Below are 25,057 nucleotides of genomic sequence, written 5' to 3' on the forward strand. Positions count from 1 at the left end.
CACCATGGAAATTACCAATCATTCAGTCAATCCTGGTGAAACGCTCAGCCAGATTGCTACTCGCTACAACACCGATGTTGCGCAATTGCGCCAGATGAATCCCTTTATTACCAACCCGAATGCGATTAAGCCGGGTTGGAACCTTAGTGTTCCCAAGAGTGCTCAGGCTGAAGCGGTTACAACGCCCGCGGCCGCTCCAATAGCGCCTTCCGAACAAGCCCCTAAGGCCGAAAGCGAAGCTGCGCCTGGCCCTAAGCCCATTGACCTGGGGCCGAAAAAAGATTTTACAGAGACGTGCACCCCCAGCTTCAAGGATCAGCCCAAGCCTTGCTCTAATACGTTCGGAACCGCAATTTACGCAACCGATGAAGAAGAGTTTTGGTTGCTGCCCGAGCGCGCCGCCTCCTCAATGAAGGAGGCGATGCATGCTCTGGAGAATCAGATCGCACCGAGCAAATCCCGCGATGCGCGCCTCAAGGGATTAGACGACAGCGGATTACTAAATTACTTCCTTGAGCCGAAACTGAGCAATTTCCTTGAAGGCGAACAGCGCCAACGAATGGAGGCAATTGAAGCTAAGGAACCGAATATCGAAATGGACCCAGGAATGGTCCTTCGCAGCCGGCAAGAAGTAAAACGCGCGAAAGAAAAGGACGCACCAAAAGCCGAGACGCCAAAAACCGATACTCAGCGCTCACGTATAGATCAGCTTCAAACGGATATCGATACTCAGAACCGTATCCGGGATGATTACAGCGAGCTACATAAATTACGCAGCGAGTGGTTAGCGCTAAAAAAAATAGCTATTGCCGCTGCTGAAAAGAAGGGCCATACCTATGAAAACGGCACGTTGTTCTCTGCTGGGGCAATCGAAGCCCGCGCCCGCGTCCAAAATTATCTGGAGAAACGCAAGGCGCTGATCAGTGAGGGAGGCATCAAGCCACAGGCGCAGGAAGATATCGCCAAGCTCCTCGAAAAAGACAAGAAAAAACGCGATGAGCTGCAGAAATGTCTATACACCTGCGAAGGTGATACATACGCCTATCTGATCTGGAAGCACGGCGAAGCCAAATCGTTTGCCTATCACGAATACACCGACGCGATTATCAAAGTATCGGAATACGGGATCGCCTTGCCTGAGTACGCGCTGATCAGTGGCGATGACATCACTACGGGTATCGAGCAGTTCAAGTTGTATCTCGATACGGAAAAACAGCAATCGGAAATCAATGACCGTCTTCGTAAAAAGTACAAAAACTGGATCGAGGCGACCGGTCAAAATGCCCAGGCGCCTGCCGGGCTGGTCGAGGTAGAACGTGCTGAATGGGATCGATTGCAAGTTGTAAAACAGGGTTTACACGAAAAGGCTCAACAAAAAGTCGCCGCTGACCCTATTCGACGTCACTTGCTATGGGAGCCAGAGCAGTTTGAACCTAAGCCTGTTGATCGGCTTGTCAAAGATGGCTTCCCGCTAAGAGAAGTCAGCACACTGGCTGCAAGCGGCACGCCGTTGAAATGGTTCAGTTTGCTCAACCTCAAGGGTGCGCCAAAACTTCTTGAGGAAGACCTGAAAAAGGCCGGCAAGAACGCAAAAAATATTCTTGAAGGCATCCCAAAGAATGGTGACGGTGGTGCAAATAAAAACAGCGCGCAGAAGGTATTTGGCCAGTGGCTGGCAAGCCAAGGCGCGCTAAAAATTGAAGATCAAGCCGGCGATTGGTTTGATACCAATGGTTGGTTCAATATCGACAAGTTTTACAGCTTTCTGCAATCCAGCGGCTATAAAGTAACTCAGCTTGAGGATGCCGGTACGCGCAAAGAATGGGGCGAGCAACTTAAGCAGGTCGTATTCAAAAAGAGTGTTCGTGGTGAAGTGAGGCTTTTCGACAAGAGCCAGCAGGCGCAATTTGTCCGCTGCCTAGCGCCGCCGCAAAAGAAACTGCATGGCGAAGTGAAGTTGGAAGGCCCGTCCTTCTCTGCCGCAGAAGGTTTCAAGACGTCGGCCAGCGCGTCATTGAGCTTTGACTTGGCACGAGGTGAAGTGGAACTGCTGAAAGTCGACATGCCGACGCGTGAGAAGGCCAAGGATGTGACTGTCGATTACTACCTTGAAGGTAATCCTCAGCTTCAAACCTTGAACCTCGGCCGTATGTCCTTCCATTTCGGTGCCCGTGCGTGGGGATACGCCGGTGCGTCGCTCATGCTCGCCGGTAGCATTGAACTGTCCCCTATAAACGGCAACGCCAAATATGGCGCGACACTCAGCCCTGTCAAACCGGCACAGCGCGAAGATGCCGAGGCCAAGGCCGAACGCAAGACCCACGAGGAAACGATCAAAACCAAAGTCGACAAGGGTGATACCAGCCCTACCCCAGACCTTGAACACAAATCCAAGGCCCTGACTGCTGTCGACACCCAATCAAGTGGCCAAGTCCTGTCCGGCAGGGCCGCCAACGTACAGATTGAAAACGGCATGAAGGCCAACTTCAATCTGTTCGCCGGTGTGCAAGCAGGCATCGAACTGACAGGGGCTTTAAATTGGGCTCCGCCTAAAGCGTTGGCTGCGTTGCGTGCAGGACCCTCCACGGGAATCAACAACAGCAAGGAGGCTACAAGCGCTAGCCAATGGCTAACGCTTGCCAACCTCAGCGGATCTTTAGGCGCTGCCTATGGCGCGGGCTTGCAAGGCAATGCTGGAATTTCCCTAGATAAGGGAAAATTCATCCTCAATCTTAAAGCAACGGTTGTTCTTGGGCCGGGCGCGAGTGGTAGTTTCAAGTTTGAGGTGGGTTATGAGGCTGTTGTAGAACTCATCAATATTTATCGGCGTGAGTTGTATAAGGCTAAAGGTGCTTCTATTAGTTGGATGACTCCGGAGGCTGCAGAACAAGCATCCAATCTGAATGCGCTGGGTGCAATCGGGTTAGATGTCACAATGGTCTACATGATGGGGGTAAACGCCATCATGAATCTATATGAAGCGATGACCAGTGCTAATAAAGGGGGAGCAATAGCCCATACGATTGTAGAATATCAAAATCCAGATGAACTAAGAAAATGGGTTGTGGAAGCTACACCCGCTGCCCTAGGCCCCATATTGATGACATTAATATCTGAGCCTGACGACTTCTCTGTCGTTTCGACTAAGCCCGATACAGCGGGAAAACAGAATTACACCAAACAAAAATCGTTTTTAATACAGCAGCGGGCAATCGAGATAATAATTGATTACATCACCACCAACGCCAAAGAAAAAGGCACACTAAGCGAAGCGCAAAAACAATTTGAAACTGCCTGTTCTTGCATGAATAAATTTGGTGTAGAACCCGTTGACGTGGGGCAAAAATACTGCGAAAACCGAAGCAAACTTGATACATTTATGAGCGAGCCGGTTTTGAGTTATGCCGAACCAAGGGGAGTTACCGCACGCGCGCGTTACAAAAGAAACGTATCTTTATTAGGCGAGCGAATCGATGGTTCTTGTAAAATTGTGATTCGTGAAAATAGTTACATACCTTCATCCGCAATAAAGTACATTAGCCCCGAGGGGATAAATAATTGAAATCATTAAAAAAAAAAGAATTTTCCCCATTTTTCCTTCTGCTTTTCTTATTATGTACAGCGGCCAACGCCGCATCTTCTCCAGAGCAGAAAGAAGCCAAAAATAAAGGAATAGAACTTTACAATCAATACAAAGCCATTTCCGCAACTTCATACCTAAAGCTTGCAGCCGAAGGTGGAGATGATGAGGCCATGTATTATTTAGGCGAAGCCATAAGAAAAAATAATCGCTATATGAATACTGAGGCGCAAAAAGCTTACGAAGACTCTGCGGCTCTAGGAAATGTCTATTCAATGATAAGGCTTGGTCAAGCGACTGATGACTTATGCATTGCAATGAATAATTGTCCTCAAGGAAATAAAGCGCCCAAGGAATGGATGGACTTAGCTAAAAAATCTGCAAGTCTAGAAGCCGGACGTGGAAATGCGGAGTCAATGTACCTAATGTATGAGATATCCGGCGATGACAAATGGCTTGAAAAGTCGGCACAACATGGTTTTTCTCTCGCGCAGTTTCGCCTAGCCACAAAATATCAAGAAGGCGGCGGATTTTTTCTACTTCCAGCAAGTCGATTAGACGCTGTGGAGCGCTGGATGAAAGCTTCAGCGGAAGGTGGCTATCCACCAGGGATGATGGGGCTAGCAGCAGTTTCAGTTGAAAAAAATGATCTTGAAAGTTTCAGACTCTGGAACGAAAAAGCTGCTGCCTCAGGATATGTCGAGGGAGTGTTCGGATATGGCTCCTATTTGGGAGAGGATCCGTCTAATTATGGATTCAAATTAGACCTTGTTAAATCATACGCTCTGCTTTCTCTCCTTTATGAACTTGACGGAGGAGGACATGTTCGACGAGATGTTGAGGACGTGCTACCCGACATCGCGAAAAAAATGTCACCTGAGCAAATAAAAGAAGCTAAAGTTTTTTCGGAGAACTGGAAATCCAGCCACCCTCCGCTGTCGTTTTTCCCTGACAAGCTATGAAGCATTAACACTATGAGAGCGTATTTTTTCATAGCCCTCTTCGCGATCGAAATATCTATCAAGGTTAACGCACAGCCTACGTTGGACCTGAATTCCACGAAAGCGCAAGGCATCACACTTTACAATCAGTTCAAAACAAGCTCAGCAGCGCCATTCCTTGAATTAGCCGCTCAAGCAGGAGATCATGAAGCCCAGTATTATCTGGGCGAAGCTCTACGAAAAGTAAAACGGTACATTACACCTGAGGCACAGAGCGCTTATGAAGCATCTGCACTTCAAGGTGATATATATTTAATGATTAGACTTTCCGGGAACAAGAACGATCTTTGCGTTGTTATGAAGAACTGTCCAGAAGGTCGAAAAGAACCAACTGAGTGGCGAAAAATGGCATTAGCTGCTGCAAAAAAAGAAGCAGTTAAAGGAGATGCAGAGGCTATGTACCTGTTGTTTCGTCTAACTGGAGACGACAAGTGGCTTGAGTTATCTGCAGAGAAAGGATATGCCTACGCACAGTATTACCTGGCAACCGGATACCGCGATGGAAAAGGATTTTTCCTGCTTCCATCAAGCAGAGCTGATGTCGTTGAGCGGCTAATGAAAGCGTCTGCTGAAGGTGGATACCCTTTAGGTATGATGGGGTATGTAGAGGTTCTTGCGTACAAAAAAGATTTTGAAACGCTCAGACTCTGGAATGAAAAAGCTGCCAAAGCCGGATACGCGAGTGCTGTATTTGGATTTGGTTCGTTTTTATCTAAGAATCCATCGGAATTTGGATTCCCTTATGACCCGGTAAAGTCATATGCATTGATTTTCACGCTGCTTGAACTTGATGGCGGTGGCGGCATGCAAGATTACGCCAACGACATACTCCCTGAAATCGCAGCAAAACTAACCCCTGAACAAATCGAACAAGCAAAGCAGATGTCGGAAGAATGGAAAGCAACACGCCCGCCACTATCCTATTTCCCAGATAAACTATGAAACAACGATCCGTAAGAGCGGCGGCCCTTATAATCTTTCTCTTAGCAGGAATATCCTCACCAGTTTGCGCGCAGCTTACGAGCGAGCAGCAGTCTGCCAAGAGTCGAGGTACTGAGCTTTACAACCAGTTCAAGGCTATCTCTGCACTCCCCTACTTACAAATCGCTGCCGCTGCCGGTGACAGCGAAGCTCAGTACTATCTAGGCGAAGCAATACGAAAAAATAAACGATATATCGATACCGCAGCGAAAGAAGCCTACGAGGCTTCCGCTAACCAAGGCAATATTTATTCAATGATTAGACTTGGCCAGATGGAAGGTGATCTCTGTGCAAGTATGAATAACTGCCTAAAAAGCCAAAAACACCCTAAGGAATGGCTGGCAAGCGCAAAATCATTGGCAGCTAAGGAAGCTGCACAAGACAACGCCGAATCAATGTATTTGATGTACGAGATTACTGGCGATAAAAAATGGCTTGAGCACTCAGCCGAAAACGGCTTCGCACTATCACAATATTTATTGGCAACTGATTATCGTGAAGGAGCAGGTTTTTTTCTATTGCCTTCAAGCCGAGCAGATGCAGTTGAACGCTGGATGAAGGCCTCCGCGGAAGGTGGTTATCCTAGGGGAATGAGTGGACTGGCAGCGGTCTTGCTAGAAAAAAAAGATCCTGATGGCGCCAGAAACTGGACCGAACGGGCTGCTGCTACAGGATATGTTGAGGCGATCTTTAACTACGGCGTATGCGTCCGGGCATCACGCCTTGCGTGATTAAACCGGCTGCCACTTATGCGGAAGCAACTGCTCGATTTCACTCGCCCGCTGCGTCGGCAGGCGCATGAGAACATCCTTTAGATAGGCGTACGGGTCATGACCATTCAGCCGCGCAGACTGGATCAAGCTCATGATCGCCGCCGCCCGTTTTCCGCTGCGTAGCGACCCGGCGAAGAGCCAGTTCTTGCGCCCAAGAGCCCATGGTCGGATGTATGCGATCCATGAAGCACACCTACCGTCAGATGCGCTTCCCGTTTACCGTGGCATTTCCGGTGAGCAGTTCCACGGCAGCAATGCTTCATAGTCGGTTACTGACTGCGCATGCGGCAGTCGCTCCAGTACGTGGCGCAGCCATGTATAGGGCTCTTGGCCGTTGACCTTCGCGGTTTCGACCAGGCTGTAGATCTGGGCGCTGGCAGTCGCGCCTTTGGGCGTATCGCTGAACAGCCAAGCCTTGCGACCGATCACAAACGGCTTTATTGCGCGCTCTGCCGGGTTGTTGTCAATCGGTAAAAAGCCAGCCTCCACGTAGCGCTCCAGCCGGCTCCAGTTGCTGGCCAGATAATTAACGGCCTTGCCAAGCGCACTTTGCGGCGTCACCTGCGACTGCGTTTTATCCAGCCAGCTTTTCAACTGGGCTAGGTGTCAGTACCGATGCAAAACTGACCCACCCTACCGGTTGAAAACTGACCCACTTGGGCAAAATGCAGCTTTTGCGAGCTGCCCATGCTGTCCCAGGAGCAACACGTGGAAATCAGTGTTCTTATTCGTCAGGGTTTGTCTATTCGGGCCATCGCCCGGCAGATGGGCTGCTCTCGCAATACCATTCGACGCCACCTCAAATTACAGGCCCAGCGCCAGCCCGTCGTCTATGGCCCGCGCGCGCAGCGCGTGGGCAAGCTTGTGCCTTTCGAGGCCTATCTGCGCCAGCGCGTAGAAGCCGCTCGACCACATTGGATTCCCGCCATCGTGCTGTTGAGGGAAATCCGCGAACAGGGTTACGAAGGCGGATACTCAATCCTCACCAGCTTTCTGCTGACCTTGAAATCCAAGGCAAACGAAGCCGTCGTGCGCTTTGAAACAGAGCCCGGCGAACAGATGCAGGTGGACTTCACCGTCATTCGGCGTGGCCGCGATCCGTTGTTGGCATTCGTTGCAACGTTGGGCTGGAGCCGTGCGACCTACGTCGTTTTCTCCCGTCGCGAAGACTCCGCAGCTTGGTGTTCCGGTATCGAAAAGGCGCTGCGTTTCTTCGGCGGTACGCCGCGAAAGCTACTCTTCGACAACGCCAAAACCATAATCCAGGAACGCGATGTTTATGGCCCCGGTCAGCACCGCTGGAATCCCGCGCTATTGAATTTGGCAGAGCGCTACGGCTTCACACCGAAAGTCTGCCGGCCGTATCGGGCGCAGACCAAGGGTAAGGTCGAGCGCTTCAACCACTACCTGAAAAACAGCTTCGCAGTGCCACTGGCCGCGTCACTAAACCAGGTCAACTTGCTGTTGGACGTTGAAGTCGCGAACAGCAAGATCGGCCCTTGGTTGATGGAGGTCGCCAACGCCCGAACACATGCGACGACGGGCGAAATACCGCAACACCGACTGGATACCGAAGTGCACCACTTGTTGCCCCTGCCCCAGATCCAAGGGGTTGCGAGCAGCATGATTTCGGTCGCCCAACCCATGCCGGTGGAAAGCTTGCAGCATCCGCTCTCGGTCTATCAGGCACTGCTTGAGGTACGTCCATGAACCTTCAACATCTGCGCATCGAGTCTCTTTGCCAACAGTTCAAGCTGGACACTTTTGCGACGGACTGGCCGGCACTGGCCCAGCAAGCGGCCGAAAAAGAAACGAGCTATGCCGACTTCCTGGAACAGCTTCTGCTGAGCGAGGATCGCGCTCGAAACGAGCGGCGGCGGCAAGCGCTGCTGCAACAGTCCGGGCTGCCGGCGGTAAAAACGGTTGAACAATACGACTTCAAATTCGCCAGCGGCGCGCCGCAAAGCCAGATCCTGGAACTGGCCGGGCTGGCCTTCATCGAGCGTAAGGAAAACGTCGTGCTGCTGGGGCCTTCGGGCGTTGGCAAAACACACTTGGCCAGCGCTCTGGCTTATCGGGCGATCATGGCAGGCATTTCGACCCGATTCATCTCCGCCGCCGACCTGACTTTGCAACTCGTCGCCGCGCACCATCAAGGGCGCCTGGCTCAGTATTTCAGTCGCGTTGTTCAACGCTCGAAACTGCTGGTGATTGATGAGATCGGCTATTTGCCGTTCGGCCGTGACGAAGCCAACTTGTTCTTCAACGTGATCGCCAAACGGTACGAACATGGCAGCTTGGTGCTGACCAGCAACTTGCCGTTCAGCCAGTGGGCAACGACCTTCGCGGACGACTCGACACTGACCGCTGCGCTGCTGGATCGGCTTCTGCACCATGCGCATATCGTCCAGGTCAGCGGACAGAGTTATCGACTCAAGGACAAGCTGAAATCAGGTCAGGTGGTGCCGAGAGAAACGGCCTCGCCACAGAAATAAACAGACCTCAAACACCGCCGGGGTGGGTCAGTTTTACTTCGGTAGGGTGGGTCAGTTTTCAACCGGTGTTGACAGCTAGGATCGGCAGGCTCTTTTCCTGACGATTAATAAAACGCTGTTCATCGCTGACATCCTTGAGTTCACGCTCGATGCCGTACAGCTTGTTGATCATCGTCAGCGCGATATCGGCACGTCCCGTCTTGCCCTTGGGCTGCACTTTTTGCGCATCGACGAACTTGCGCCGTGCATGGGCCATGCACGCCAGACGTTCCACACCCGGTTGCAACGCCAACGCGTTATATCCCGCGTAATCGTCGGTCATGACATAGCCGCGATAACTTTCCAGCAGGCGCAACGGTACGTCCTGCGCACGGCTGGAGGTGTAGTCGAACAGCACGACTTTTCGATCGGGTGGCCCGCTGGCCTGCACCCACATCCAGGATTGGCTGGTCGGGTCTCGATCCGGTTCCTTCAGTACCTGGACGCGGGTTTCATCGCAGTGGATGACCGGGCTTTCCAGCAACCGGTCGCGCATCAAATTCAGCAGCGGCTGGAGGTGCTCGCCGCACTGGATAATCCAGCGGGCGAGGGTCTGACGCGGGATCTCTACACCGTGTCGACTCAACACCGTCTCGAAACGATGCAGCGGCAAGCCATCGACATACTTGGTGGTCAACAGCATCGCCAACACGCTCGGACTGGCCATGCTCTTTTCGATCAATTGAGCGGGCTTGTCAGCGGTGACCGGAGCCGTTTCACAACCGCGGCAACCGTAGACTTTGCGGATGTGTTTGATCACCCGGATCTGCATTGGCGCGATGTCCAGCTGCTCGCTGGTTTCTTCACTGATCACATGCTTGCGGCAACCGCAGGCACAGGTCAGTTCGTGTTCGGGCAGTTCGTGGATGACTTCTATACGCGGCAGATCAGCCGATAGTGGCTTGCGCTTGCCACGGCGCGGAACTGGAGCAACGACTTCCTCATCGGCATCGCCGACGACGGGCATTGGTTCGCTTTCGGGTTCGTTGAATAAGGCCAGTTGCGGCGTGTTGGGCTCGACTGTTTGCTCGGATTTACGACCGAACAAACGGTCGCGTAACAACTTGATCTGTTCTTTCAGGTCAACAATATGCGTTTCGTAAGCCTGACCCACTTCCTGCTGGCGAGCGAGCGCGTCGAACGCATCAAGCAGCATTTGCTTGAGAAGTTCTGGGTCATCAGGAAGGTGTTCGGGCATCGAAATCATGCCCCGGATTATACCCGTCAGGCGACGAATCTTGGAGTCAAAACCTGATGAGGGCGATTGCGCCACAGGTCAAAACCGTCGAGCAACCAGTTCAATTCCTGAACAGTTAATACGATGGCTTCATCGGTAGCGTCGGGGGATGTTTTGAAACGTTCGGATTCCAGGCGCTTGAGCCAAAGGCAGAAGCCGTTGCGCTCCCAGTAAAGGATTTTCACTCGATTACGGTGGCGATTCAGAAAGACGAAAAGCACCGGGTCGAACACCGCGACTTTGATATCCAGCTCGACCAGAGCGGCCAGGCCGTCGATGGATTTTCGGAAGTCCACGGCCTTGGGATAGAGGTACACTTTTTCGACTTTAGCGTCGGGTCGCATCATGACGTGCTGGCTCCAGAGAGAAATCGGAGTACAGCTTCGGGGATCAACTGCTGGCTTTGAATGTGGGGTTTATGGAGCGGTTACGGTCGGATCTGGTTCTCCGCCCAATTATTATCAATGGGTACGGCCCCGTCATCGAGGTAGCGCGACAGCGCTGCCCAGCGTTTCAGGCTGTAATCGAGCGCTCTGCTGATAGCCGAACCTTGTATCCGATCCATGAACCACACCTACCGTAAGACAACCGTATGCGTCCGGGCATCACGCCTTGCGTGATTAAACCGGCTGCCACTTATGCGGAAGCAACTGCTCGATTTCACTCGCCCGCTGCGTCGGCAGGCGCATGAGAACATCCTTTAGATAGGCGTACGGGTCATGACCATTCAGCCGCGCAGACTGGATCAAGCTCATGATTGCCGCCGCCCGTTTTCCGCTGCGTAGCGACCCGGCGAAGAGCCAGTTCTTGCGCCCAAGAGCCCATGGTCGGATCTGGTTCTCCGCCCAATTATTATCAATGGGTACGGCCCCGTCATCGAGGTAGCGCGACAGCGCTGCCCAGCGTTTCAGGCTGTAATCGAGCGCTCTGCTGATAGCCGAACCTTCGGGCACAAGATCACGCTGGGCGATCATCCAGGCATGCAGCATACCCATCACCGGTACGGCTTTTTCTTGCCGTATTCGGCACCGTAAATCCGGCTCCAGATCGCGCACTTCGCTCTCGATTTCGTACAGCAACTGGATGTAACGCAGGGCCTGCTCGGCGAGCTGGCTCTTGTTAGTAGCGTGCAATTCGAAGAACTTGCGCCGGGCATGGGCCATGCAGCCGATCTCGGTCACGCCGAGTTCGAAGCTGGCCTTGTAACCGCCAAAATCGTCGCAGACCAGCTTACCTTTCCAGCCTTGCAGGAAGTTGCGAGCATGTTCACCGGCGCGGCTGGGACTGAAGTCGTAGACGACAGCGGCTGTTTCGCAAAATTGGCTGGTGGCGTAAGCCCAAACATAAGAGCGGTGGGTTTTCTTCGAACCCGGAGCGAGCATCTGCACCGGTGTTTCATCGGCGTGGACGACCTGCTGCCCGAGCACTACGTTGCGCAGTGCATCGACCAGGGGCTGCAACTGCACGCCAGTAACCCCCACCCATTGAGCCAAAGTCGAGCGTGGAATCGCCAAGCCGGCACGACCAAAAATCGATTCCTGACGGTAAAGCGGAAGATGATCAGCGAACTTCGCGATCATGACGTGGGCAAGTAACCCAGCAGTCGGGATGCCCTTGTCGATGACCTGCGCCGGTACGGGGGCCTGGATCAGCGTTTCGCAGTCATCGCAAACCCACTTGCCACGAACGTGGCGTTCGACGGTAAACACGCCGGGCGTGTAGTCCAGCTTTTCGCTGACATCTTCACCGATGCGCTTGAGTGCGCAGCCGCATAGGCAGTGGGTGTTGTCCGGTTCGTGATGGATCAACATGCGTGGGAATTCTGCCGGCAATGCGGTGCGCTTGGGCTTTTGCTTTGTTTCGGTCGCCGCTGGCGCTATTTGCAAGGCTTGAAGCTCAGCCTCAATCGCCGCGATATCGGTATCGATCAGGTCATCAAGCAGGCTGGCCTGCTGCGGATTCATCTGCTCGCTGCGCTTGGCAAACTTCAAACGCTTGAGTTGGGCGATCTCGTGGGTCAGCTTCTCGATCACCGTTTGATCGCGGTTGATCTTCTTACCCATTGTTTCGACGGTCTTGCCCATGGTCTCGACTTGCGACAGCAACTGCGCAGCGAATGCACGCAGTTGGTCGGGATTCATTTGATCGAGATTGGGCGAGGAAGTCATGCCCTGGATTTTACCAAAGCAGACCGCTTGCGACAGCAAGCCAAGACGCAAATTAGAGTTTTTAAAGCAGTGTGATTGCCCCGCCAGCTCCAACGCGTTGCCAAGGTAGACCGAGCACCAAGGCCTGAAGTTGCTCGGTATCCAGCTGCATTTCGCTGCCTTGTCGAATGCCTGGCCAGTGGAACTTGCCTTGGTTCAGGCGACGTGCAGCCAGCCAAACGCCAATCCCATCGTGTACCAGCACTTTCATGCGATTGGCACGGCGATTGGCAAACAGATAAGCGCAGTGCGGCTTCGCCGCACCGAACACCGCGATCACCCTGGCCAGCGCAGTTTCAGTGCCGGCGCGCATGTCCATAGGCTCGGTGGCGAGCCAGATAGCATCGATGCGGATCATGGCGTGAGCCCACGGACAAAGCGGGCGCAACTTTCAGGATCGGAAGTCGGCCATTTCACTGTGAGCGTTTGCTCGCCAAGCGACAGCTCAATAATGGCCATCGCTTCTGTCTGCCGTTTGGGCGTGGGTCTCAATGGAACGAAAGCCGGCAACGCCGCTGGCAATTGATCCCGGTAAAGCGGCAGCCACTTGCGGATCACGTTGGCGTTGATGCCGTGACTGATGGCAACGCTGGATAGAGTCGCGCCCGGTTGCAGGCATTCCTGAACAACCTGGGCCTTGAAGGGTTTTGGATAAGAGCTTCGTTGGCGCATGGAAATCCTGACGTTAAGGGTGATCGCGTCCGCTTAAAAATACGCGGACACCATCGCCCTTAATGCTGGAGTTCGGAAGGTGACTTGGCCGGACGCTTACACTACGGCTACTATTTATCTGGGAAAAACTCCGACTTCGGATTTCCAGTGGACTTTGTGAAATCGTATGCACTGCTTTCGCTATTTCTTGAACTTGATGGCGGCGGCGGAGCTAAGGAAGATGCAGAATACGTGATATCCAAAATCGAAGAAAAATTGAATCAAGCGCAATTAGATGAGGCAGATAGGTTTGCATCCAACTGGAAAAAAACCCATCCAGCTCTTTCGTTTTTTCCTTTCAAGCTAAGCCGCTAAACATTCCATGAAACAAAAATTAGCAATCGCTATTATCTGGACATTCTCAGTGGCTGCACACGTGAGAACACTTTCCTTTATCGCAGCCCTTTTGTTAGGACTTTCCTCGCAAGCTTTCGCACATTTAACGGCAGAACAACAGTCTTGTAAGAATCAAGGTATTTTGCTTTACAACCAGTACAAGGCGGCTTCTGCTACACCGTTTCTGTTGATCGCTGCAGAAGCTGGGGATGCAGAAGCACAGTTTTATTTAGCCGAAAGACTACGCAAAGAAAAGCAGTTTATGACCGCCGAAGCTCAAAAGTGGTACGAGGAATCAGCAAACCAAAATAACGTTTATGCGATGATACAGCTCGGACGAAGTGGTGATAATCTCTGCGTCAACATGGGCAACTGCCCTGAAAGTACAAAAACACCGGCGCAATGGTTGAAAGGCGCACTAGGGAAACTCTGAAAAAGACTTCCAGATTTGGTGAAATACGCACTTCACACGAACAGAACGGTTGAGCCCCGATGAAACAAATGTCCTTCGCCGATGCCGAGTACGCCGGCAAACGTAAGCAAACCCGACGTGAGCGCTTCCTGATCGAGATGGATCAGGTCGTGCCCTGGAAGGGTTTGATTGCTTTGATCGAGCCGTATTATCCGAATGGTGAAGGCGGTCGTCCGGCGTATCCGTTGCTGGCGATGTTACGGGTTCATCTGATGCAAAACTGGTTCGGCTACAGCGACCCGGCGATGGAAGAATCGCTGTATGAAACGACGATCCTGCGCCAGTTTGCAGGGCTGCATCTGGATCGAATTCCTGACGAAACCACGATCCTCAATTTTCGCCGTTTGCTGGAGAAAAATGAGCTGGCGGGTGGGATTTTGCAGGTTATCAACGGTTATTTGGGTGACCGTGGATTGATGCTGCGCCAAGGCACGGTGGTCGATGCCACGATCATTCATGCGCCCAGTTCGACCAAGAACAAGGACGGCAAACGCGATCCCGAAATGCACCAGACCAAGAAAGGAAATCAATATTTCTTTGGAATGAAAGCGCACATCGGTGTTGATGCCGAGTCGGGTTTGGTACATAGCCTGGTGGGCACGGCGGCCAATGTGGCGGACGTGACGCAGGTCGATCAGTTGCTGCACGGCGAGGAAACTTACGTGTGTGGCGACGCAGGTTACACCGGCGTGGACAAGCGTCCCGAGCATCAGGATCGCAAGATGATCTGGTCGATTGCCGCGCGTCCAAGCCGCTATAAAAAGCACGGAAAAAAGAGTTTGATCGGGCGCATGCGACGCAAGATCGAATACGCGAAAGCGCAGGTACGGGCCAAGGTTGAGCATCCATTTCGCGTGATCAAGCGCCAGTTTGGTTATACGAAAGTGCGCTTTCGTGGCTTGTCGAAAAACATCGCGCAGCAGACGACGTTGTTCGCTTTGTCGAACCTGTGGATGGTGCGAAAACGGTTGATGGGTATGGGCGAGGTGCGTCTGTAATGCGGGCCAATCGCCCTGAAACAGCGCGATCAGAGGAAAGAACCGTGAGTTAAGGGCGGGAAGGGTCTGATTTTCGACCGACTTATGATTTTTTGAACCTCAAGTAGTGAGGGCATCAAAAATCGGTGGGTACTTCAGACCTTCCCTAACGCCAATTCGCAAACCAGAGCCTGAGGAGCCATTGATCAGGGCGGGTGAAAGTGCGCCAAAAGAAATGACCATGGACTTCAAAGACGCCAACTCGGAGGGCTGATACATGGCTGTTATGCAACCACCTCAAACACCGCAAGGCTGTACCAACACCAGCATTGAAGGCACGGTAAAACAGGCACCCTTGCCCAATCCCGACAACAAGCCTTACTTGATGGAAAAAGCCAATTACGCGGCCCGGTTTCCAAAGTTATCGATCAAAAAATCTAAGGACGGCGGTGTTACCGGACTAGAACTAAAGCAACTGGTCATGAGTGGACTGATCCGGGCGGATGAGTACCGGTGGGATTTTCGCTGGGACTACAAAGCCGAAGTTTGTTTCGATATGGCCTTCCTCCCACCCAAGCCCTTTCTTAGCTTCTCGTGGATGGGTGACGATGTAAAACCCGACCCGGCACGGCGTCATACCTTGTTCCCGTTTCCCAAAGGCTCAGTCAAAGGATTGCTGCGACGCCCGGATGTCATCATCGTGAAAAGCCGCAGTATCCGCTGGCCGGGACAGGCAGGGGCAGATCATCAAGGCTTTGAGCATCCCGATAATCTGGAGCGTTTGGTTGAAGTGAAGTTTCCGGGAGACAAGTTGTACCCCGATCAAGAGCGTGCATATTTATTGATCGCCGGCGGACGGCGAAAATTCTCGGTTTTGGAGATTAACGATTGTCGTGATGATGGCGATCGCGAACGAGACCGCCAGTACAACCGAGAGCACAAGCCGACGGGGGAATTCAATCCATTACAATGGCCGACGCTTTTACCTCCGCGCAATCCAGATGCACCACCCAGACCGGCACCGGTTCCGGTTCCGGCTTATGGCCCCACCGCCACGCCAAGACCCGCACATGTAGAAAGCTGGACCCAACAGGTTCAGTCCGCAGTGGATAGTCTTTTAGAACAGGGCGCTCAAGGTATCAGACAACTGTCTGAGGAAGTCCAGCAGCATCTGGAAGACGCAGCAACCTGGCTAGGAGTCAAGGGTGATTGGGTCCGTCGCGAATCGCAAAAAGCGTGGGAGTGGGTAAGTGAGACCGGTGCACAGGTGATGCGCTGGACCGATGAACAATTAAGAGCGATCTGGAAAGAAGTGCAGCGATATACGGACATTACGCTTGATGCCCTTCGCCAAGTCGACTGGGTGCAGGTGTTGATTGATGTGGGCATCGTCGCGGCAACCGTTGTCGTTGCTTTTGCTATTGGCGCAGCTGTCGTCGCCGCGGGAATACCGGCAGCCATCGTTGCTGGTCTGCTGGTTATTGTTCGCTTGGCGCAGCTTTCCTGGGCCTTGCTAGCCACCATTTTGGGCGGAGCGGCAATTACCGCCACGGCAACCGCCGGCTAAACGAGAAAGCGCATGAACACATTGGAAAAACTGGAACAACAAGCACCTGACCTTGCCTTCGAATTGCCGGATGGAAAGCCTGTAGTCAGACTCGGGCTGATCCTCACGCTTTATTTCAAACGCGGGTACACAAGCGACACCAAAGAAAATGTCTTGGCGTGCTTCCGTCGTTTTTATGAGGAATATCAGGCACAGCTCAAATGCCTGGTTTATGGTCGCCATCAAAAACTGACCTCCACCAATTTTGAAAAAGCTCAACAGGCCATTTCAAAGAGCGGAGGCAATGACGAATTCAGTATGTTTTTAGGCAGTGCCCCTGATGAGACAGAAGCGGACGAATACTCCTTGTCCGCGATGAACTCGTTTGAGATCCATGGTGACAAACTGCGTTCCTACATCAAACTTGTGATGCCTTGGAACATTCTCAAAGAGACTGACGGCCTTTCACGGTTCCGGGAATGGGCAGTCTACTTGTGCGACCAAGTCAAAGCAGAGCATGGATACGGCGGCTTATCGAGTATTTTGCCGTATGACTACCATGGCTATATCCCAACCGAGTATCAACTGGCTCAGCAGTATTCAGGATTGGAAGTTGACTCCATGCCCCATGCCTCGTCTATCGAACTGCTGGACTCGGTCAAAGGCGTGAATTGGTTTACCGTTTTGGGCGAAGACTTTATTGGTGCTCTCGGCGGCGAATCGTCTCTTCGTCACGCCTTCAGTGGCCGGGGCGACATTACAATTCTCCCGTACAGCAAAGGGCTTATCATTTGCGCAGGTGCATACCCAAAACTCGGGAAGCTGGAGGATGGACTTCCCAGTTCATACGTAGCCGTTAATAGAATAGTCAAACCGGTTCGCATTCCAAACCCTGACCAACTGCATCCTTATTCACCCTACGGTGATGGATTTGAAGAGGAAAGTACTGCCCGTTGGTACGCGCGCTTTGACCAAGATGATGGCAAGACCAAAGCTCCAGCACGATTAGAAGCTGGCCAACTATGCAGCGTAGCAGGCTATTGGTTCAGTCCTGCTCATGCTGGTTCCCGACGCTACTTCAATCAAGGAGAGCTTTTGCCAAGTTTCAGTGGTTCGAACTGGGGCGACACGTTGTGGTATTGGTCTAGTGAAAAGTAGGGACTCCAGCTCAGCGGCCACTTCATGACCCTGAGCGAACACCCGCGCGCCGAGTGGAACGACCTCTGGCTGCTGCTGGAAGTGGTGCACGAAGGCAAACAGCCGCAAGTGCTTGGCGCAAACGTCACCAGCGACGTCACCCAGAACAAAGACGACTTCCACCAGGGCTACCGCAACCGCTTCCTCGCCACCCCGTGGGACGCGCACTTCCGCCCTGCCCTCGAACACCCAAAACCCAAAATCCTGGGCAGCCAGACCGCCACTGTCACCGGCCCACCGGGCGAAGAAATCCACTGCGACGAATACGGTCGCGTCAAAGTCCAGTTCCACTGGGACCGCGAAGGCCAGGCCGACGACAACACCAGCTGCTGGCTGCGCGTCGCCACCGGCTGGGCCGGCAACGCCTACGGCGGCATCGCCATCCCGCGCGTCGGCATGGAAGTGCTCGTCACCTTCCTCGAAGGCGACCCCGACCAACCACTGATCACCGGCTGCCTGTACCACAAGGAAAACGTCGTCCCCTACGACCTGCCGGCAAACAAAACCCGCAGCACCTTCAAGACCCTCAGCTCACCGGGCGGCAACGGTTACAACGAGTTTCGGATCGAAGACAAGAAAGGTGCGGAACAGATCTACCTGCATGCCCAGCGCGATTGGGATGAAAACATCGAGCATGACCAGAAGATTCGCATCGGCAATGAGCGGCACGACACCGTTGAGGCCAATGTTTTCAGCGAGTTCAAGGTTGAAGAGCATCGGATTACCCATCTGGATCGCAAGACTGAGACCCGGGCTGATGATCACCTGACAGTTGCCGTGACTCAGCATGTGAAGGTGGGGACGGCGCAGTTTGTCGAGGCTGGACAGGAGATTCATTACCACGCAGGGGAAAAGGTGGTGGTTGAGGGTGGCATGGAGCTGACGGCCAAGGCTGGCGGGAGCTTTGTGAAGATAGATGCCGGGGGCGTGACGATTAGTGGCGCCAATGTGAAGGTTAACTCGGGTGGCGCTCCCGGCGCGGGTACGGGAATCCAGATTCTTGACCCGGTCATCCCATGGGCCGCCGCCAAGGACAAGGCCGGCGCCCTGCTCGTCCCGGCCGCCGTGCAAATGGCCATGGCCAAAGCAGCCCGTGCGGCTGGTGACATACGCTGCCCGATCTGCGAAGCCTGCCGTGAAGGCAAGTGCGACTTGGGGACAGCAGCATGAGCGACGCACTCAACAACTGGTTCGCTGAACAAGCCCGGCTCAATCGCGTCCTGATCCTGGCCCTCGACAGCCTCGCCGAGCCTAACCCAGTCACCTCGCTGTACAGCGCCGGCCTGATGCACCGCTCGGTACAACTCTATCGAGGCACCCAATACGCCGAATTCACCGCCATCAGCCCGTGGCTGACCGAACTGCACGAACCCAACGCCGATGCTTTGCGCAAACTGCTGGACGACCCGCAGCGTAACTGGGGCTGGATCGGCAGCATGGACAAGGCCGACCTCGACGGTCTGACCCAACACTGGCGAGCGCGGATGATCATCGACGAAGACGGCGAGCGCTCGCTGTTCCGCTTCCAGGACAACCGCGTGATTGCTCGCTGCCTCGCCAACCTGAGCGAGACCGAACGGCCATTGCTGTTAGGTCCGATCAGCAGCGTGCTGTATTGGGACGAGGAACAATGGAAAAGCGCCGATAACGTCCGCCCCGGCATGTACCCGGTGCCAAATCCGGCGCCGTGGTTGCGAATTCCAAACTCGCCGGACCGCACCCGCAGCATCTTGCGCGAAAATCTGAAACGCTGGCTGCTGGTGCACCACATCGAAGCCGCCGCCAAACTGTCCGAAACACGCAATGTTCGTGAGTGGCTGGAAGAACAGATGGACCTGCTCGAAGCCTGGCAATGGAACACGCCTGATCAACGTGAATTCATACTCAGCCTCAGACTTGATCCCAAATGTGCGGACGACGTGGCTTGGCAGCCATTGCCGGGAGAGACGCCTGAGCAGCATTTTGCGCGGAGTCAGCGAGTGTTTGATGCGAGTTTGGGTAAGTCAGAGCGTGAGTGAGGTTGAGGCGACTGGCGCGGCTAGACGTGTGCTTTGGTTTTTTGCTGTGGCGGGTGTGATGGCGGCTTCTGGTTGTTCGGTCATCAAGTCTGCTGACAGTTTTACGTTGCTGACGGAACTGCCGCCGGGGTTCAGCATTAAGGGTGAAGCGTCCTATGTGCCGCGTACGGGGGAGACTTGCACGGTCCCTCCTCGAAAAAGCAGAAGCTATCCTGGATTAAAGTTCTTTGAGCAAAAGCTAAATAACGACGCTCAGACAGCGTACTTCGAAGTGCCACTGACCAGCAATGAAGGTGGCTGCCCGCTGGTAATTGATACCTTCGCATATGAGGTTGACGCCAAATATGGTGCTGACTTTCGAAATGTAGGTAGGGCCCATACAGGGGTTTCGTTTCGGGATGGAAGCGGAGAAAGTCCGAGCCCTCCTCCAGTCCTAGTCTTGCAGAAACAGTGCGAATGGTTCTTTCGCACAGCAGGACCAAAACGCTACATCGTAAAACTTCTGAAATGTAGATCTGTGGAAACACCGGATCAGGCAAGGGACTCAGATGTTAAAGGTCCCATGCAACGTGCTCAGTTCGCAGGAAAAACAATAAAAGTAGTTTTCGCTATTTCAAGCGAGGAGAGCCCCGCTGTAGGTGATAACTGGGTAAAGTTCCCGGCTGGGTGGAAACGATGCATGGGGGAAAGCCTCGAAGATCCTTATGCGTTTTGTAATGGGAACACCACCGATTTCAAACCTTTCAAAATACCGGATGGACGTGATTGCACCGTCTACCCCAATTGCACCGAACAAGGAGAATAAAATGCTTTCCCGAGATTTTTTCACTGGACTTGTTCGAGCAGTGGCCATCGGATCAGGGACGCTTGGGGCTACAGGCTGCTCCGTCGTACAACAGGATAGCTTCACGCTGATAACTGAACTGCCGCCCGGATTTAGCATTAAAGGCGAAGCATCCTATCTGCCTCGTACGGGAGAAAGTTGTACAGTCCCTCCTCGAACAGGCAGAAGCTATCCAGGTTTAAAATTCTTTGAGCAAAAGCTAAATAACGACGCTCAGACAGCGTATTTCGAGGTGCCACTGACCAGCAATGACGGTGGCTGCCCGCTGGTAATTGATACCTTCGCATATGAGGTTGACGCCAAATATGGTGCTGACTTTCGAAATGTAGGTAGGGCCCATACAGGGGTTTCGTTTCGGGATGGAAGTGCAGAAAGTCCAAGCCCTCCTCCAGTCCTAGTCTTGCAGAAACAGTGCCAGTGGTTGTTTCGCACTGCTGGACCTGATCGTTACATCGCTAAAATTCTAAAATGCAAATCCGTGGCAACACCCGATCAGGCGAGTGACCCGGTTGTAAAAGGCAACATGCAACGTGCTCAGTTCGCGGGAAAGACGATAAAAGTCGTGTTTTCAATTGCGAAGGAAGAGACCCCATATATGGGAGATACATGGGTTAAATTTCCCGAAGGCTGGAAGCGGTGTATGGGAAAGAGCCTCGAGGACCCTTATGCATTTTGTCTCGGTAATACTACCGATTTCAAGCCCTTCAAAATGCCGGATGGACGTGATTGCACCGTCTACCCCAATTGCACCGAACAAGGAAAATAAAATGCTTTCTCGAGATTTTCTCACTGGGCTTGTTCGAGCAGCGGCCATCGGTTTAGGGACGCTTGGGGCTACAGGTTGCTCCGTCGCACAACAGGATAGCTTCACGCTGATCACTGAACTGCCACCCGGATTCAGCATTAAAGGCGAGGCATCCTATGTGCCTCGTACGGGAGAGACTTGTGCGGTCCCGCCTCGCGAAGGAAAAAACCACCCAGGCAAAAAATTTTTCAAACAAGATCTTAACAACGAAGCGCAAACAGCACACTTTGAAGTCCCACTTATAAGCGACGAAGGCGGCTGCCCTTTAGTGCTTAAACGTTTTGGTTATGAAGTAGACGCAAAGTATGGCACAGCCCGACTAAACATCGGGAGAGACTACACTGGGATTTCTTTTGAAGATAGAGTAAGTAGCACCTCACCAATAACGCACCCAGACACACTTCAAAAAGATTGCCAATGGCTGTTTCGAACAGCCGGACCAAAAAACAATATCAGCAAGATACTTAGTTGCAAGGCAGTCGCCAACCCTACTACACCCGAATCTTTACAACGTGATGAGCTTTCGGGAAAGTCTTTAACTGTCGTATTTTCACTGGCACAAGAAGAGCTTCCTTATATGGGGGACACATGGATCAAATTTCCCGAAGGCTGGAAACGATGCCTGGGAAAAAGCATCGAGGATCCATACGGATTCTGTAACGGAAATACGACTAATTTCAAACATTTAAGATGCCGGATGGACGTGACTGCACTGTTTATCCTAACTGTACCGAACAAGGACTATAAAATGTTTCATCGCGACTTTTTCACTGGACTTGTTCGAGCAGCGGCCATCGGATTAGGAACACTGGGGGCTACAGGTTGCTCCGTCGCGCAGCAAGACAGCTTCACGCTGATCACTGAACTGCCGCCCGGATTCAGCATTAAAGGCGAAGCATCCTATGTGCCTCGCATGGGGGAGAATTGCACTGTCCCACCTCGCAAAGGGAAAAATCACCCAGGCAAAAAATTCTTTGAGCAAGAACTTAATAACGGTGCGCAAACGGCACACTTCGAAGTCCCACTGATAAGCAATGAAGGAGGTTGCCCTTTAGTACTTAAAAGTTTCGGATATGAGGTAGACGCGAAGTACGGAGCTGCCCGGCTAAATCTAGGGAGGGATTACACGGGAATTTCGTTTCAGGATGGAACAGCAGGCAGCCTAAGTCCTCCATCACCCACGACACTTAAGAAACAGTGCGAATGGTTGTTCCGCACAGTAGGTCCTAATCGTTACATAGCTAAAATTCTGAAATGTAAATCTGTAGCAACGCCTGAACAGGCAAGTGGTTCAGTTGCAGAAGGTCCGCTGCAACGTGCTCAGTTGGTAGGGAAGACAGTTAAAGTAGTTTTCGCTATTTCAAGCGAAGAACGGCCAGCCGTAGGTGATAACTGGGTGAAGTTCCCATCTGGCTGGAAGCGTTGCATGGGGGATAGCCTTGAGGACCCCTACGCGTTCTGCGGAGACAACAAAACCGATTTTAAACCCTTCAAAATGCCAGATGGGCGTGACTGCACCGTCTATCCGGCTTGCACCGAATAAGGAAATTCAAACATGCCGGTAAAGAAACCAGTACAACCGCTGCTGACTGATACTAAACAAGCCTGCCCACTCAGGGGTACTTGGGTTAGTTTTCAACTGGTGAATGAGTCAGGGGATGGTAAACCCTATGCCGGTTTAGCCTACAAACTTGTTGATAGTGCTGAGCAATCTCATGAAGGCATTTTAGACGCTGAAGGTTTTGCCAAAATTTGTGACCATTACGAAGGGCCCGTAGTCCTCACAGTTGACAGCGCCTATAAAGGAGGCGACAAATACTATAAATCGCTGATGACACGACCGAGTTACCCGCTAAAAATCACCGAATTACAGGTACGAGCCGAAGCAACCCGCTTCATTCGCAAGGATGGACTCAGCGTTGAAAACAATCCTGCAAAAGCGAAAGCTGACCAATTCTTTCAAGTCGAAGCTCGGCATCTAGGTCAACAATATGCCCACCTCCCTCCTGAATCAAAAAGCAAGCACCCACCAAACCATAATCTTCTAAGCATAATGGGCGACCTTGGCTTCGGCCCAGAAAAAAAAGATTTATGGGGCGTTGCCCTGCTTCCAAACAAGCACACTGCCCTTGAAGTTCGGCCACTGCGCGCTTTTCGCCCTATGCTTTCAAAAGATAATAAATTCAGCGCATTGAATTTGTATCAGCTTTCTTTGTTTGCCAGTTTGAGCTACTGTGATTTTGGTCAAGAACCGGCCGAACAGCCAACCGACACTGTCAAGTTTCCACTCGATCCGAGCGTCGGATATTTGTTTGGGAATGGACTAGCTACTTTCAAAGAGGCTTGGAAAATAAATGCAGCCCAGACGACCCCTTACTACCCGCTTTATGAGGATGTGCCGTACTCGAAGCGTTTCGAAATCCTGCCGTTCGATCCAACGCTCTATGAAAAAAATAAACCTGAATTAAACGAAGAGCAGGAATACCCCGCCAAATGGCATTTCTTTGATGACGGTCAAGTAAAAGGTGGTAGTGATACTCAGGCTTTCATTACTCACCATGACGAAGTCGTTCTGATCTCCGTTCGTGGAACGAAAGAACTCGTGGACTTTGTGCGAGACACCGATGCAGAGCAAGTTCCATTTGAAGAAGGTGTAGGTAAAACGCACCAAGGCTTCTACAAAGCCTACAAGGCAATGAGTAAATTTGTTCAGGTTTACCTCGATCAATTCCACACGGGGCAAAAAATCATTATTTGCGGACATAGCCTGGGCGGGGCAATCGCAACATTGCTCGCAGAGGCATTACGACGCGGTCCAAATGCGTACGACATCCTGCTCTATACCTACGGCTCCCCACGAGCCGGCGACGCAGACTTCGTCAACGGCGCTGCAGAACTGGCCCATCACCGCATGGTCAACAGCAATGACCCAATCCCAAGTGTTCCCGCGCCATGGATGAACACTCGTAAAAGTATCTGGGTGCCCGGCGTAATCATCAGTTTTATCACCGCCCCGTTAGGCGCACTTATTTTCGCTATAGGCCTGTCGCGAACCGGCGGTGCGCCATACGAACACCAAGGTAATTTGCACCATTTCATGCCCGTCCATTTTAAAGGGCGTGAGCAATCCGCTGTTCTTTGGGATCCGGGTTGCGACTCCATCGAAGAGGCGGCTTGCACCAAAGCATTGAAAAAGTTCGGTGACATGCCCGACCGTGATGCTTTTGTGATGCAACTGTTCCAGATGAGCGATCACTACATGGTGCCCTCCTACATTCCGTACGCTTGGGCAACATTGCGCCGCTGGCAGCAAACCCAGGAAAGCGGAACCACGGTGGTGACCAAAACAGAGTACGACCAGGTTTACTACCAACTGCAAGAGATGCAGGACCGTCTTAAGTCGAAGGAATCCGAACTGAGGTTCGCTTTCCAATCTGACCGTCGGCAGTACCAGCAAGAAGCAAATTTGTTGAGAGCGGAAATAGGACGGCTGGATACATCCAGACAGCGGATTCATACCATGAGCTTCCTTAAACTGGCGCCCGAGGACGTTTACGGCTCCGCCACTCAGGCACCGGAACATAAAATCAACGTAGATCGCTGGATGGCGAAAAAAGAAAACAGTGTCGAGGTCCAGCTCGCGATGATTCCTAATGCAAGCAGCAGTGACCTGAGGACAGCGTAGTTTTCAGGAAACATTTACGCTGTGAGCCGCGCAAACAAGCCAGTGTCCACAGGAGACTGGCTTGTTTTGTAAGGCAGTGGCGTCAGACCGTAAGGGATCCATGAACCCCACATTCCAAGCGGATAGCTGACGGCTGATGCTGTGCTCCCGATT

Annotated in this window: 20 protein-coding genes and 4 pseudogenes; 16 read left to right on the plus strand and 8 right to left on the minus strand. The window is 52.5% G+C overall.

What is annotated here, in order from left to right:
* Window positions 1–4: 4 nt before the first annotated feature.
* The 4 genes from ACYZTU_RS15795 to ACYZTU_RS15810 are packed head-to-tail and all read left to right on the plus strand — an operon-like array spanning window position 5 to window position 6,293.
* Entirely contained in the window at window positions 5–3,562 is a 3,558-nt protein-coding gene (locus tag ACYZTU_RS15795; RefSeq protein WP_461964095.1) for a LysM peptidoglycan-binding domain-containing protein, read from the plus strand.
* The gene (locus tag ACYZTU_RS15800) at window positions 3,559–4,542 is read left to right on the plus strand and encodes a tetratricopeptide repeat protein (protein WP_461964096.1); all 984 of its coding nucleotides are present in this window, start codon (window positions 3,559–3,561) and stop codon (window positions 4,540–4,542) included. The genes ACYZTU_RS15795 and ACYZTU_RS15800 overlap by 4 nt, the downstream gene beginning before the upstream one ends.
* A 12-nt stretch (window positions 4,543–4,554) precedes the next feature.
* Window positions 4,555–5,523 carry an SEL1-like repeat protein gene (locus ACYZTU_RS15805; RefSeq protein ID WP_461964098.1) on the plus strand — a complete coding sequence of 323 codons (969 nt, stop codon included), beginning with the start codon at window positions 4,555–4,557 and terminating at the stop codon, window positions 5,521–5,523.
* Entirely contained in the window at window positions 5,520–6,293 is a 774-nt protein-coding gene (locus ACYZTU_RS15810) for a tetratricopeptide repeat protein (protein WP_461964100.1), read from the plus strand. Before ACYZTU_RS15805 ends, ACYZTU_RS15810 begins: the two co-directional genes overlap by 4 nt.
* Here ACYZTU_RS15810 and ACYZTU_RS15815 read toward each other — a convergent pair.
* Window positions 6,294–6,506 (minus strand): annotated as a pseudogene (locus ACYZTU_RS15815) (transposase domain-containing protein); the annotation flags it as partial.
* A gap of 45 nt (window positions 6,507–6,551) precedes the next feature.
* Window positions 6,552–6,938 (minus strand): annotated as a pseudogene (locus ACYZTU_RS15820) (IS66 family transposase); the annotation flags it as partial.
* A gap of 84 nt (window positions 6,939–7,022) precedes the next feature.
* On the opposite strand from ACYZTU_RS15820, the gene istA reads away from it, so the two are divergent.
* Window positions 7,023–8,045, plus strand: coding sequence for an IS21 family transposase (gene istA / locus ACYZTU_RS15825; RefSeq protein ID WP_461964101.1), 1,023 nt, complete (start codon window positions 7,023–7,025; stop codon window positions 8,043–8,045).
* Window positions 8,042–8,830 carry an IS21-like element helper ATPase IstB gene (gene istB, locus ACYZTU_RS15830; protein ID WP_131061594.1) on the plus strand — a complete coding sequence of 263 codons (789 nt, stop codon included), beginning with the start codon at window positions 8,042–8,044 and terminating at the stop codon, window positions 8,828–8,830. The genes istA and istB overlap by 4 nt, the downstream gene beginning before the upstream one ends.
* 73 nt (window positions 8,831–8,903) lie before the next feature.
* On the opposite strand, the pseudogene tnpC (ACYZTU_RS15835) reads toward istB, so the two are convergent.
* From tnpC (ACYZTU_RS15835) to tnpA, 6 genes and pseudogenes are all read right to left on the minus strand, one after another.
* Window positions 8,904–10,076: pseudogene (gene tnpC, locus ACYZTU_RS15835) on the minus strand (IS66 family transposase); the annotation flags it as partial.
* Window positions 10,077–10,093: 17 nt separating this feature from the next.
* Complete coding sequence (gene tnpB / locus ACYZTU_RS15840) at window positions 10,094–10,453, minus strand: IS66 family insertion sequence element accessory protein TnpB (protein ID WP_240050551.1); 360 nt, start codon at window positions 10,451–10,453, stop codon at window positions 10,094–10,096.
* Window positions 10,454–10,533: 80 nt separating this feature from the next.
* On the minus strand, window positions 10,534–10,671 hold the full coding sequence (locus ACYZTU_RS15845) for an IS66 family transposase (RefSeq protein WP_461964103.1): 138 nt from the start codon (window positions 10,669–10,671) through the stop codon (window positions 10,534–10,536).
* A 55-nt stretch (window positions 10,672–10,726) separates the two neighbouring features.
* A complete protein-coding gene (gene tnpC / locus ACYZTU_RS15850) occupies window positions 10,727–12,274 on the minus strand; it encodes an IS66 family transposase (protein WP_461964104.1) in 1,548 nt (515 codons plus the stop codon).
* A 61-nt stretch (window positions 12,275–12,335) separates the two neighbouring features.
* Window positions 12,336–12,671, minus strand: coding sequence for an IS66 family insertion sequence element accessory protein TnpB (tnpB, locus tag ACYZTU_RS15855; RefSeq protein ID WP_461964106.1), 336 nt, complete (start codon window positions 12,669–12,671; stop codon window positions 12,336–12,338).
* Window positions 12,668–12,985, minus strand: coding sequence for an IS66-like element accessory protein TnpA (gene tnpA / locus ACYZTU_RS15860; RefSeq protein WP_461964108.1), 318 nt, complete (start codon window positions 12,983–12,985; stop codon window positions 12,668–12,670). The genes tnpB (ACYZTU_RS15855) and tnpA overlap by 4 nt, the downstream gene beginning before the upstream one ends.
* An 84-nt stretch (window positions 12,986–13,069) precedes the next feature.
* On the opposite strand from tnpA, the gene ACYZTU_RS15865 reads away from it, so the two are divergent.
* From ACYZTU_RS15865 to ACYZTU_RS15910, 10 genes and pseudogenes are all read left to right on the plus strand, one after another.
* A complete protein-coding gene (locus tag ACYZTU_RS15865; protein ID WP_461964110.1) occupies window positions 13,070–13,339 on the plus strand; it encodes a hypothetical protein in 270 nt (89 codons plus the stop codon).
* A 7-nt stretch (window positions 13,340–13,346) separates the two neighbouring features.
* Window positions 13,347–13,793, plus strand: coding sequence for a hypothetical protein (locus ACYZTU_RS15870; protein ID WP_461964112.1), 447 nt, complete (start codon window positions 13,347–13,349; stop codon window positions 13,791–13,793).
* 59 nt (window positions 13,794–13,852) lie between these two features.
* Window positions 13,853–14,830: an IS5 family transposase gene (locus ACYZTU_RS15875; protein ID WP_461964113.1), complete on the plus strand. Its 978-nt coding sequence runs from the start codon at window positions 13,853–13,855 to the stop codon at window positions 14,828–14,830.
* A gap of 256 nt (window positions 14,831–15,086) precedes the next feature.
* Window positions 15,087–16,376 (plus strand): VRR-NUC domain-containing protein, encoded by a 1,290-nt coding sequence (locus ACYZTU_RS15880; RefSeq protein ID WP_461964114.1) that lies wholly within the window; start codon window positions 15,087–15,089, stop codon window positions 16,374–16,376.
* 12 nt (window positions 16,377–16,388) lie between these two features.
* Window positions 16,389–17,513 carry a type VI immunity family protein gene (locus tag ACYZTU_RS15885; protein ID WP_461964116.1) on the plus strand — a complete coding sequence of 375 codons (1,125 nt, stop codon included), beginning with the start codon at window positions 16,389–16,391 and terminating at the stop codon, window positions 17,511–17,513.
* Between the two features lie 9 nt (window positions 17,514–17,522).
* Window positions 17,523–18,722 (plus strand): annotated as a pseudogene (gene tssI / locus ACYZTU_RS15890) (type VI secretion system tip protein TssI/VgrG); the annotation flags it as partial.
* Window positions 18,719–19,570 (plus strand): DUF4123 domain-containing protein, encoded by an 852-nt coding sequence (locus ACYZTU_RS15895; protein ID WP_461964118.1) that lies wholly within the window; start codon window positions 18,719–18,721, stop codon window positions 19,568–19,570. The pseudogene tssI and the gene ACYZTU_RS15895, both read left to right, overlap by 4 nt.
* A 704-nt stretch (window positions 19,571–20,274) precedes the next feature.
* Window positions 20,275–21,180 carry a hypothetical protein gene (locus ACYZTU_RS15900; protein WP_461964120.1) on the plus strand — a complete coding sequence of 302 codons (906 nt, stop codon included), beginning with the start codon at window positions 20,275–20,277 and terminating at the stop codon, window positions 21,178–21,180.
* Window positions 21,131–22,762, plus strand: coding sequence for a hypothetical protein (locus ACYZTU_RS15905; RefSeq protein WP_461964122.1), 1,632 nt, complete (start codon window positions 21,131–21,133; stop codon window positions 22,760–22,762). Before ACYZTU_RS15900 ends, ACYZTU_RS15905 begins: the two co-directional genes overlap by 50 nt.
* A 12-nt stretch (window positions 22,763–22,774) precedes the next feature.
* Window positions 22,775–24,904, plus strand: a complete 2,130-nt coding sequence (locus ACYZTU_RS15910; protein WP_461964124.1) for a lipase family protein — start codon at window positions 22,775–22,777, stop codon at window positions 24,902–24,904.
* Window positions 24,905–25,057 lie beyond the last annotated feature (153 nt).

This window comes from Pseudomonas sp. HLT2-19-2 (genome assembly GCF_054898005.1).

What these genes read in the sequence shown, in the direction of transcription:
- ACYZTU_RS15795 (WP_461964095.1), top strand. Translation starts at nt 5, where the DNA reads ATGGAAATTACCAATCATTCAGTCAATCCTGGTGAAACGCTCAGCCAG.
- ACYZTU_RS15805 (WP_461964098.1), top strand. Translation starts at nt 4,555, where the DNA reads ATGAGAGCGTATTTTTTCATAGCCCTCTTCGCGATCGAAATATCTATC.
- ACYZTU_RS15810 (WP_461964100.1), top strand. Translation starts at nt 5,520, where the DNA reads ATGAAACAACGATCCGTAAGAGCGGCGGCCCTTATAATCTTTCTCTTA.
- istA (WP_461964101.1), top strand. Translation starts at nt 7,023, where the DNA reads ATGCTGTCCCAGGAGCAACACGTGGAAATCAGTGTTCTTATTCGTCAG.
- istB (WP_131061594.1), top strand. Translation starts at nt 8,042, where the DNA reads ATGAACCTTCAACATCTGCGCATCGAGTCTCTTTGCCAACAGTTCAAG.
- tnpB (WP_240050551.1), bottom strand. Translation starts at nt 10,453, where the DNA reads ATGATGCGACCCGACGCTAAAGTCGAAAAAGTGTACCTCTATCCCAAG.
- ACYZTU_RS15845 (WP_461964103.1), bottom strand. Translation starts at nt 10,671, where the DNA reads ATGGATCGGATACAAGGTTCGGCTATCAGCAGAGCGCTCGATTACAGC.
- tnpC (WP_461964104.1), bottom strand. Translation starts at nt 12,274, where the DNA reads ATGACTTCCTCGCCCAATCTCGATCAAATGAATCCCGACCAACTGCGT.
- tnpB (WP_461964106.1), bottom strand. Translation starts at nt 12,671, where the DNA reads ATGATCCGCATCGATGCTATCTGGCTCGCCACCGAGCCTATGGACATG.
- tnpA (WP_461964108.1), bottom strand. Translation starts at nt 12,985, where the DNA reads ATGCGCCAACGAAGCTCTTATCCAAAACCCTTCAAGGCCCAGGTTGTT.
- ACYZTU_RS15870 (WP_461964112.1), top strand. Translation starts at nt 13,347, where the DNA reads ATGAAACAAAAATTAGCAATCGCTATTATCTGGACATTCTCAGTGGCT.
- ACYZTU_RS15875 (WP_461964113.1), top strand. Translation starts at nt 13,853, where the DNA reads ATGAAACAAATGTCCTTCGCCGATGCCGAGTACGCCGGCAAACGTAAG.
- ACYZTU_RS15880 (WP_461964114.1), top strand. Translation starts at nt 15,087, where the DNA reads ATGGCTGTTATGCAACCACCTCAAACACCGCAAGGCTGTACCAACACC.
- ACYZTU_RS15885 (WP_461964116.1), top strand. Translation starts at nt 16,389, where the DNA reads ATGAACACATTGGAAAAACTGGAACAACAAGCACCTGACCTTGCCTTC.
- ACYZTU_RS15895 (WP_461964118.1), top strand. Translation starts at nt 18,719, where the DNA reads ATGAGCGACGCACTCAACAACTGGTTCGCTGAACAAGCCCGGCTCAAT.
- ACYZTU_RS15900 (WP_461964120.1), top strand. Translation starts at nt 20,275, where the DNA reads ATGCGTTTTGTAATGGGAACACCACCGATTTCAAACCTTTCAAAATAC.
- ACYZTU_RS15905 (WP_461964122.1), top strand. Translation starts at nt 21,131, where the DNA reads ATGGACGTGATTGCACCGTCTACCCCAATTGCACCGAACAAGGAAAAT.
- ACYZTU_RS15910 (WP_461964124.1), top strand. Translation starts at nt 22,775, where the DNA reads ATGCCGGTAAAGAAACCAGTACAACCGCTGCTGACTGATACTAAACAA.